At 64.4% G+C, this 6,734-nt stretch carries 2 protein-coding genes; both read right to left on the minus strand.

Annotated features, from left to right (window positions below; all coding sequences use genetic code 11):
* Positions 1 to 5 precede the first annotated feature (5 nt).
* Positions 6 to 1,175 carry a glycosyltransferase family 4 protein gene (locus G473_RS0123650; RefSeq protein ID WP_029015135.1) on the minus strand — a complete coding sequence of 390 codons (1,170 nt, stop codon included), beginning with the start codon at positions 1,173 to 1,175 and terminating at the stop codon, positions 6 to 8.
* Between the two features lie 96 nt (positions 1,176 to 1,271).
* Positions 1,272 to 6,734, minus strand: a 5,463-nt coding sequence (locus G473_RS0123655) for a cadherin domain-containing protein (RefSeq protein WP_029015136.1), incomplete at its 5' end; no start/stop codon positions are given.

The following is a 6,734-nucleotide window of genomic DNA, read 5'->3' on the forward strand; positions in this document are numbered from 1 at the left end:
CATGCTCATTGGGCGGCCTCGATGAAGCTTTCGGCGAAGTTCCGCCAGTTCCGGTCGATCCGGATGAAGATCTTGGCCCGGTCGGCCATGGCGCGCGCGGCCTTGCGATCTTCATACAGGCTTTCCAGATGGGCAACCATTTCATCCACCGATGAATCGGACCAGCCCCGGCGACGCTCCGCCTTGTCCGTCACCGGTGTCTGCTGGCGCAGGGCCAGGCAATGATCGTCACGGATCAGGTCGCGATGGCCGGTATTGTCGGACAGGATCACCGGGACGCCGCAGGCCATCGCCTCCATCGCCACAAGATTGGTCGCCCCCTCACACCGGTTAGGGAAAATGGCGGCATGGCATTCCGCCAGGATGGGGGCAATCTGTGGCCGGGTGATGAAGCCCAGATCAATAAAGGCATCCGGCGGCACCCCATGGGCTGCCGCCCATTCGCTGATGCGCAGCCTGCCTGTCTCTGCGTCAATGACCGGTGCCTGATTGATCAGCGGGGATTCGGCAATATCGGCGGAAGTATGCGGCCAGGCATTGTGCCACGCGGTCACCAGCAGCGCATCCGGGTGCCGGGCCTGGAAGATGCGGAAGGCGGCCAGCACCAGATCTTGGGCCTTGCGATATTCAATCTTGCCGCCGGAAAATACCACGAACCGGTCGCCGAACCGGCCCGTGCGCGGCAGCAGCGGCATTTCTGTCGGATCGACGCCCTGGAACGCTACCCGCACATCGGTGAAGCCCTGGGCCACCAGCAGGTCGTGATTATAGGTGGAATGCACGATGATCCGGTCATAATGGCGGGCGCGCTTCAAGGTTTCCGCGTTGAACAGCGTATCCTCGAACGCGATGACGCCGATATTGCCTTCCCCCTGGTACAGGTCGGACGGGGGGCCATGGTGAAAGCCGTTGCCCAGCGCATGAAGCGCCACGCAATCATGCAGCCGCAGCGCCCGCCCGCCATGTTTGGCCGATACGGCACTGATCTGCTCATAACCATGGCTCAGGTCACGCAGCTTTTCCTGCGTGGAGGGACGCATGGTGATGAAGGCAGGCTTGGCCAGCAGCAGCGGCGGCTGCTTCCTGTCCACAAGGCACAGGGCGGTGTGGACGCCCACCAGCCCCCAGCCGTGCATCTCCGTCAGTTGCCACGTCAAAGCCAGGTTTTGCGCCAAACCGGAACTCCCGATACCGATATCCCCGACATGATATGCCGGTGACCGACCGGCACCATGGCACCGGTCGGTCTTGGTCGGCAATGTCGGTGACGATCACCCGAAGGTGATGTTGCCGGTATTCAGCCGGGCGTTGGAAACCACGCCCAGCAGTCGGATTTCGCTGGCGGCGATATCCGGGCTGTTGCTGGTCTTGGTCACCATATAGACGCCGGTATTGTCGGCACGGTCGCCGGCCAGCACCAATACGCTGCTGCCAACCTGCTGGTTCTGTACCGTGCCGATGGCGGCCCGTATGGAAGCCAGGCTGGCATCGGCCAGACTGTCGATAGCCGTTGTCAGGCGCACCACCTCGTCGGTGGCGAGATTGATCTGGCCGGTGCCCCGATCTGCGCCCTGGACGACACCATCGCTGTTGCGGTCCAGCATGGAACGCAGGTTGCCGATCAGGGACAGCGTGTCGGTCGCGGTCTGGAAATTGATGATGCTGTCAAAACCGGTATTGGATCCGGCCGCGCCACCATCACCCGGATCGCGATAGACGATCTGGTCAGCGGCACTGGCGGTGCCAAGGGTGATCCGGTCGGCCCCGGCCCCGCCCTCGAAGCGGATGCCCTTGTTGCCGGTGACGGTAATATCATCCGCGCCCGTGCCGCCGGTCAGCGTCTCAATGTTGCTGACCTGCATGGTGTTGCCCTGGTTGCCCAGGCTGATCACCTCCTTGGACGCGCCGCCGACCAGCGTCTCGACGCCGGAAACGCTCATCGTGGCGCCGGAATTGCCGATGGTGACAATATCATTGCCGGCGCCGCCCTGGAGGGTTTCCACGCCGCGCACCAGCAGGCTGTTGCCACCATCGCCCAGACGGATCACATCCCGCCCGCTGCCACCGACCAGCACGTCGATGCCCTGGGCCGTCAGCGTACCGCCTGCCGATCCGGTAAAGACGAAATCGGTGCCGGCCCCGCCGATCAGGCTTTCGATCCCTTCAACAGAGATGGTGGCCCCACCCGCCAGCGTCACACGGTCCAGCCCGGCCCCGCCGATCAGCGTTTCCAGCGCGGACACGGTGACATTGTTGCCGCCATCGCCCAGTTGGACATAGTCCCGGGCGCTGTTGCCGACCAGGGTTTCGATCCCCTGCAGCCAGATGGTGTTGCTGGCACCACCCAGATAGATCACATCGGTGCCGGGTGTGCCGGTCAGGCTTTCCAGCATCGACACCGTCATGGTCATGCCCTGCGCGCCGATGCCGGTGACGACATCGCGCCCATTGCTGCCGATCAGGGTTTCCAGCCCGCTGACGGCCAGCGTGGCACCGCCGATATGGGCAAAGGTGATCACGTCAGTGCCGACATCGCCGATGATCGTCGTATAGCGATCAACGCTGAGCGTGCTGCCCGCCGCCGGCAGGCGCAGCACATCCTCGATGGTCAGCGCGAAGGTCTGGCCCACGCTGGCCCCGGCCCGGTCCCTTGCCGTGACGGTGATGTTCACCACACCCGTATCCGAAAGGCCGGGCGTGCCGCTGAACTGGCCGGTGGCGGGGTCGAAGCGCAGCCAGGAGGGCAGGGCGGCGCCGTTCGCCAGCGTTGCCGACAGGGTCAGCACATCACCGGTATCAACATCGGTGAAGGCCGATGACGGCACCGTCAGGGCAAAGGCATTGCCCTGGGAAGCGACCTGATTACCGATCACGGAACCCACCACCGGTGCGTCATTCACCGGCGTGACGGTCAGGTTGAATGTGCTGTTCACCTGCAGATTGCCGGCGACATTGTCGGTGACGAGCAGGCTGACGCTGGTCGACAGGTCATTATTGGCAATTGCCAGGAAGCCGACCGCCGCCAGGGCCGCGTTGATCTGCGCCAGGGTGCCGGTGGCTCGCCAGACGCCCGTTGCGGCATCATAGGTGCCGCCGACCCCGACGATCCGGCCAAGCGCCGGGTTGGCCAGGGTCAGGGTTGCGGTCAGGGTGGCACCGGCGGGGGCCGATGCCAGGACGGTGCCGGCAAGGGAGACTGTGCCGGAATCTTCCAGATAGGTGACATCGCGGGTCACGCTGCCGGCCACGACCCCAGCCTTGCCGACGGCGAAGGGCGTGCCGGCTGACGGCGTCGTAACAATATTGCCCGCAATATCGGTAATGCCCGTCCCGCCGACATTCAGGGTAACCGTGCCATTGCCGGTCAGGCCGGTGGCGGTTACCTCGATGGTCCGGCTGTCAATGACGGTGACACCACCGATGCTGCCACCGGCTGTCCCGGTGGTCACCAGGCTAAAGGCGCCGGCGGTGACGCCGTCAACAGCCTCGGAGAAGCTGATCCGCCAGGTCAGGCTGGTCGCCTCTGCATCAGGGGTGCCGACCAGCGTCACGCCGCTGACCGTCGGCGCCGTGCCATCCAGGGTGATGGTGCGGGGGCCGCTGACCTCGCTGACAATGCCGGAGGTGCCGACGGCGGTGGCACTGAAGTTCACAGTGCCGGTCAGCGCGCTTGCGTCGAAGTTGAAGCCATAGGTTCCGTCCACACCGGCAACCGTCGTCAGGCCACTGGCATTGCCATTGACGAACAGGGTTACCGTGGCGCCCGCTTCTGCCGTACCGGTCAGTTGCAGCGTTCCCGGCCGGGTGATGCCGTCACTGTTCGACAGGCCGGTATCACTGCCGGCGGCCAGCGTCGGGGTGGACGGCGTGCCGGTCTGGGCGCGAACGGTGAAGCTGAAATCCTGCTGGCTCAGCCCGCCATGGCCGTCGCTGGCCTGGACCGTGATGGTCTTGGCGCCCGTGCCGACCTGGGACCAGTCAACGCCATTCCGGATGGAGACGACGCCGCTATTGGCATCAATGACCACCAGCCCACCAGCATCCGCCAACAGACTATAGGTGACGGGCGTGCCGTTCACGTCGGTGGCATTGGCCGTGATGCCGATGCCGGTACCGGCTGCTGCGTCCAACTGGACGGTATTGGTGGCGTTGTTGGCATCCGCCGGCGTGGTCGGCGCCACGTTGGTGACGTTGATGGTGAAGGTCTGGCTGCTGGTGGCCGTCCCGTCACTGGCCTGTACCGTGATGGTGTGGCTGGTGGCGGTCTCGTAATCCAGCTTGGTACCGTCGGCGACGGTGACGACACCGGTGGTGGCGTCGATGGCAAAGCGGCCACCGGCATTGTCCGTCAGGCTGTAGGTGATGGCGCCGCCATTGATATCGGTGGCAGTGGCGGTGATGCCCACCGCCGTGCCATTGGCCGCGCCTTCCACAACGCTGTTGGTGGCGTTGTTGCTGTCGGTTGGCGTGGTCGGCGCGACATTGGTGACGTTGATGGTGAAATTCTGGGTGCTGATGGCAGTACCGTCGCTTGCCTGCACCGTGATGGTGTGGCTGGGGGCGGTTTCATAATCCAGCTTGCTGCCATCGGCGACGGTGACAACACCCGTGGTGGCGTCAATGGCAAAGCGGCCACCGGCACTGTCCGTCAGGCTGTAGGTGACGGTGCCGCCATTCACATCCGTGGCGCTGGCAGTGATACCGACTGCCGTACCGTTGGCCGCCCCTTCGGCCACGCTGTTGCTGGCGGCGTTGCTGTCGGTCGGCGTGGTCGGCGCCACGTTTGTGACGTTGATGGTGAAGGTCTGGCTGCTGGTTGCGGTGCCGTCGCTTGCCTGCACCGTGATGGTGTGGCTGGTGGCGGTCTCAAAATCCAGCTTGCTGCCGTCGGCGACGGTGACAACGCCCGTGGCGGCGTCAATCGCAAACCGTCCGCCGGCATTATCGGTCAGGCTATAGGTGACAGTGCTGCCGCCGGGATCCTGGGCGGTGGCGGTGATGCCAACCAGGGTGCCGTTGGCGGCCCCCTCAGCGACACTGTTGGGCGCGCTGTTGCTGTCACCCGGCTGGGTCGGCGCGGCATTGGTGACATTGATGGTAAAGGTCTGGCTGCTGGTGGCCGTCCCGTCGCTGGCCTGCACCGTGATGGTGTGGCTGGTGGCGGTTTCATAATCCAGCTTGCTGCCATCAGCCACGGTGACGACACCGGTCGTGGCGTTGATCGCGAAGCGCCCGCCGGCATTATCGGTCAGGCTGTAGGTGATGGCGCCGCCATTGATATCGGTGGCGTTGGCGGTGATGCCCACTGCCGTACCATTGTCCGCGCCTTCCACAACGCTGTTGGTGGCGTTGTTGCTGTCGGTTGGCGTGGTCGGCGCGACATTGGTGACGTTTATGGTGAAATTCTGGGTGCTGATGGCGTTGCCGTCCGTGGCCTGCACCGTGATGGTGTGGCTGGTAGCGGTCTCGTAATCCAGCTTGCTGCCGTCTGCGACAGTGACGACACCAGTGGTGGCGTCGATGGCAAAGCGGCCGCCGGCATCGTTGGTCAGGCTATAGGTGACGGTGCCGCCGCTGGGGTCGACTGAGATGGCCGTGATGCCAACCGGGGTGCCATCGGCCGCCCCCTCCGCGACGCTGTTGGCGGCGGTATTGCTATCAATCGGCCGTGTCGGGGCAACATTGGCGACATTGATGTTGAAATTCTGGCTGCTGGTTGCGGTGCCGTCGCTTGCCTGCACCGTGATGGTGTGGCTGGTGGCGGTCTCAAAATCCAGCTTGGAGCCGTCTGCAACGGTGACAACACCGGTTGTGGCGTCGATGGCGAAGCGGCCACCGGCATCATCCGTCAGGCTGTAGGTGACAGTGCCGCCGCTGGGATCGGTCGCGCTGGCGGTGATACCGACCGCCGTGCCGTTCGCTGCCCCCTCGGCCACGCTGTTGTCCGTCACATCGCTGTCAGTGGGCTGGCTGGGAGGCGCATTGGTGACGTTGACGGTGAAACTCTGGCTGCTGGTGGCAGTGCCGTCGCTTGCCTGCACTGTGATGGTGTGGCTGGTGGCGGTCTCGTAATCCAGCTTGCTGCCGTCGGCGACGGAGACGACACCGGTGGTGGCGTCAATGGCAAAGCGTCCGCCGGCATCATCGGTCAGGGTATAGGTAAGGGTGCCGCCATTCACATCCGTGGCATTGGCCGTGATGCCGATCAGGGTGCCGGTGCTGGCCCCTTCGACCACATTATTCGCAGCAATGTCGCTATCCACCGGCGCGGCGGGCCCGGCATTGGTGACATTGATGGTAAAGGTCTGGCTGCTGTTGGCGGTACCGTCGCTTGCCTGTACCGTGATGGTGTGGCTGGTGGCGGTCTCGTAATCCAGCTTGGTGCTGTCCGCGACGGTGACGACGCCGGTTGTGGCATCGATGGCAAAACGTCCGCCGGCATTGTCGGTCAGGCTATAGGTGATGGTACCGCCATTCACATCCGTGGCGCTGGCCGTGATGCCGACCGCCGTACCATTGGCCGCGCCTTCCACAACGCTGTTGGCAGCGGCGTCGTTATCCACCGGAACGGTTGGTCCGACATTGGCGACGTTGATGGTGAAGGTCTGGCTGCTGGTGGCCGTCCCGTCACTGGCCTGTACCGTGATGGTGTGGCTGGTGGCGGTTTCATAATCCAGCTTGGTGCCGTCGGCGACGGTGACGACACCGGTGGTGGCGTCAATGGCGAAGCGGCC

The organism is Niveispirillum irakense DSM 11586, from assembly GCF_000429645.1.
Taxonomy (GTDB): Bacteria; Pseudomonadota; Alphaproteobacteria; order Azospirillales; family Azospirillaceae; genus Niveispirillum; species Niveispirillum irakense.